General features: G+C 72.4%; 1 protein-coding gene. It reads left to right on the top strand.

The features are described from left to right. The coding region (locus ACFU99_RS43790; protein ID WP_384404380.1) for a VWA domain-containing protein at positions 1-1,337 on the top strand (1,337 nt) is incomplete at its 5' end. Between the last annotated feature and the right edge of the window lie 30 nt (positions 1,338-1,367).

Raw genomic sequence — 1,367 nt, 5'->3', positions numbered from 1 at the left:
CTGTCGCGGCGACCGAAACAGCAGACGAGCTCGGCTCCGCCGCACCCGCCGCACCCGCCGCAGACACGGCGGATGTCGGAGAGACCCTGACCGTACGCGCGGACGCAGCCGACGCCGAAAGCTCGTTGACCGCTCACGCGGAAGTGGCCGAAGCCGGGGCAGCGACCGCCAACGAAGGGCTCGGGGCTCACGCCGACGCGGCCGATGTCGGTTCCGTGGCCGTGGGGGGTGAGGAGGACAGCACTCGGGAAGCCGCGGGGAGTGTGCTGACCGATGCCGGGGGGCCCACCGTTCCCGCGCCCTCGCATGAGCCGAACCCCGCCGGAGGCACTGGCGGGAAGAGGCCGTTCCCCACGCAGACCACCGGGGAGCGGGTGCCCGACCCCGGGCCGTTGGCTCCGGTTCCGGATCCGGCTCCCGGGCCGGACGTTCCCAAGCCGGACCCCGAGCCGACGCCGGTGCCGGGCCCGACCCCGATGCCCAAGCCGGACCCGCAGCCCCAGCCGCCCGGGCCCGACCCGGAGCCCCGGCCGCTCCCCGACCCGGCGCCCGCCCCGCAGCCCCAGCCCGCACCCGCCGCCGAACCCCTCGTCGAAGGCGCATCGGCCGCCGATCCCCTCTCAGGGCCCCTCTCCTCCCTCCGTGAAGCCGCCCGTGCCGCCCTCGCCAAGCGCGGGGTCACCGGGCAGCGTGCCGCCGTCTATCTCGTGCTCGACCGGTCCGGGTCCATGCGGAACTACTACAAGGACGGGACTGTCCAGCACTTCGCCGAGCAGGTGCTCGGGCTGTCGGCGGAGTTCGGTGAGGTTGACGGGGACGATGGGGGTGATGGGGACGCGGCCGTGTCCGTCGTCTTCTTCTCCACCGACGTCGACGGGACCGCCGAGATCTCGCTCGACAGCTACCGCGACCGCGTCACCGAGTTGCACTCCGGGCTCGGGCACATGGGGCGTACCAACTACCACTGGGCCATCAACGCCGTTGTGGAGCACTTCGAGAAGTCCGGAGCGCAGCACCAGCCCGCCCTTGTCATCTTTCAGACCGACGGGGCGCCCACCAGCAAAGCCGCCGCCGAGAAAGCCCTGTGCGACGCCGCCCGGCTGCCGATCTTCTGGCAGTTCGTGGGGTTCGGCGACCCCGAGGCGAAGGGGTTCGACTTTCTGCGGAAGCTGGACGATCTGACCGTTCCGGAGAAGCGGGCGGTGGACAACGCGGGGTTCTTCCACGCGGGGGCCGACCCGCGGGCGCTGTCGGACGCGGACCTCTACCGGGAGCTCATGATCGAGTTCCCGGAATGGCTGACCGAGGCGCGCGCCGCCGGGATTCTCGGCCGCTAGTCTCGCCCAGCCGGACCGTCACCGTGAGGC

Origin of the sequence: Streptomyces sp. NPDC057654 (genome assembly GCF_042800135.1) — a bacterium.
Taxonomy (GTDB): Bacteria; Actinomycetota; Actinomycetes; order Streptomycetales; family Streptomycetaceae; genus Streptomyces.
Note: the sequence above shows the minus strand (reverse complement) of the source record. Positions and strands in the feature narration are given on the sequence as shown.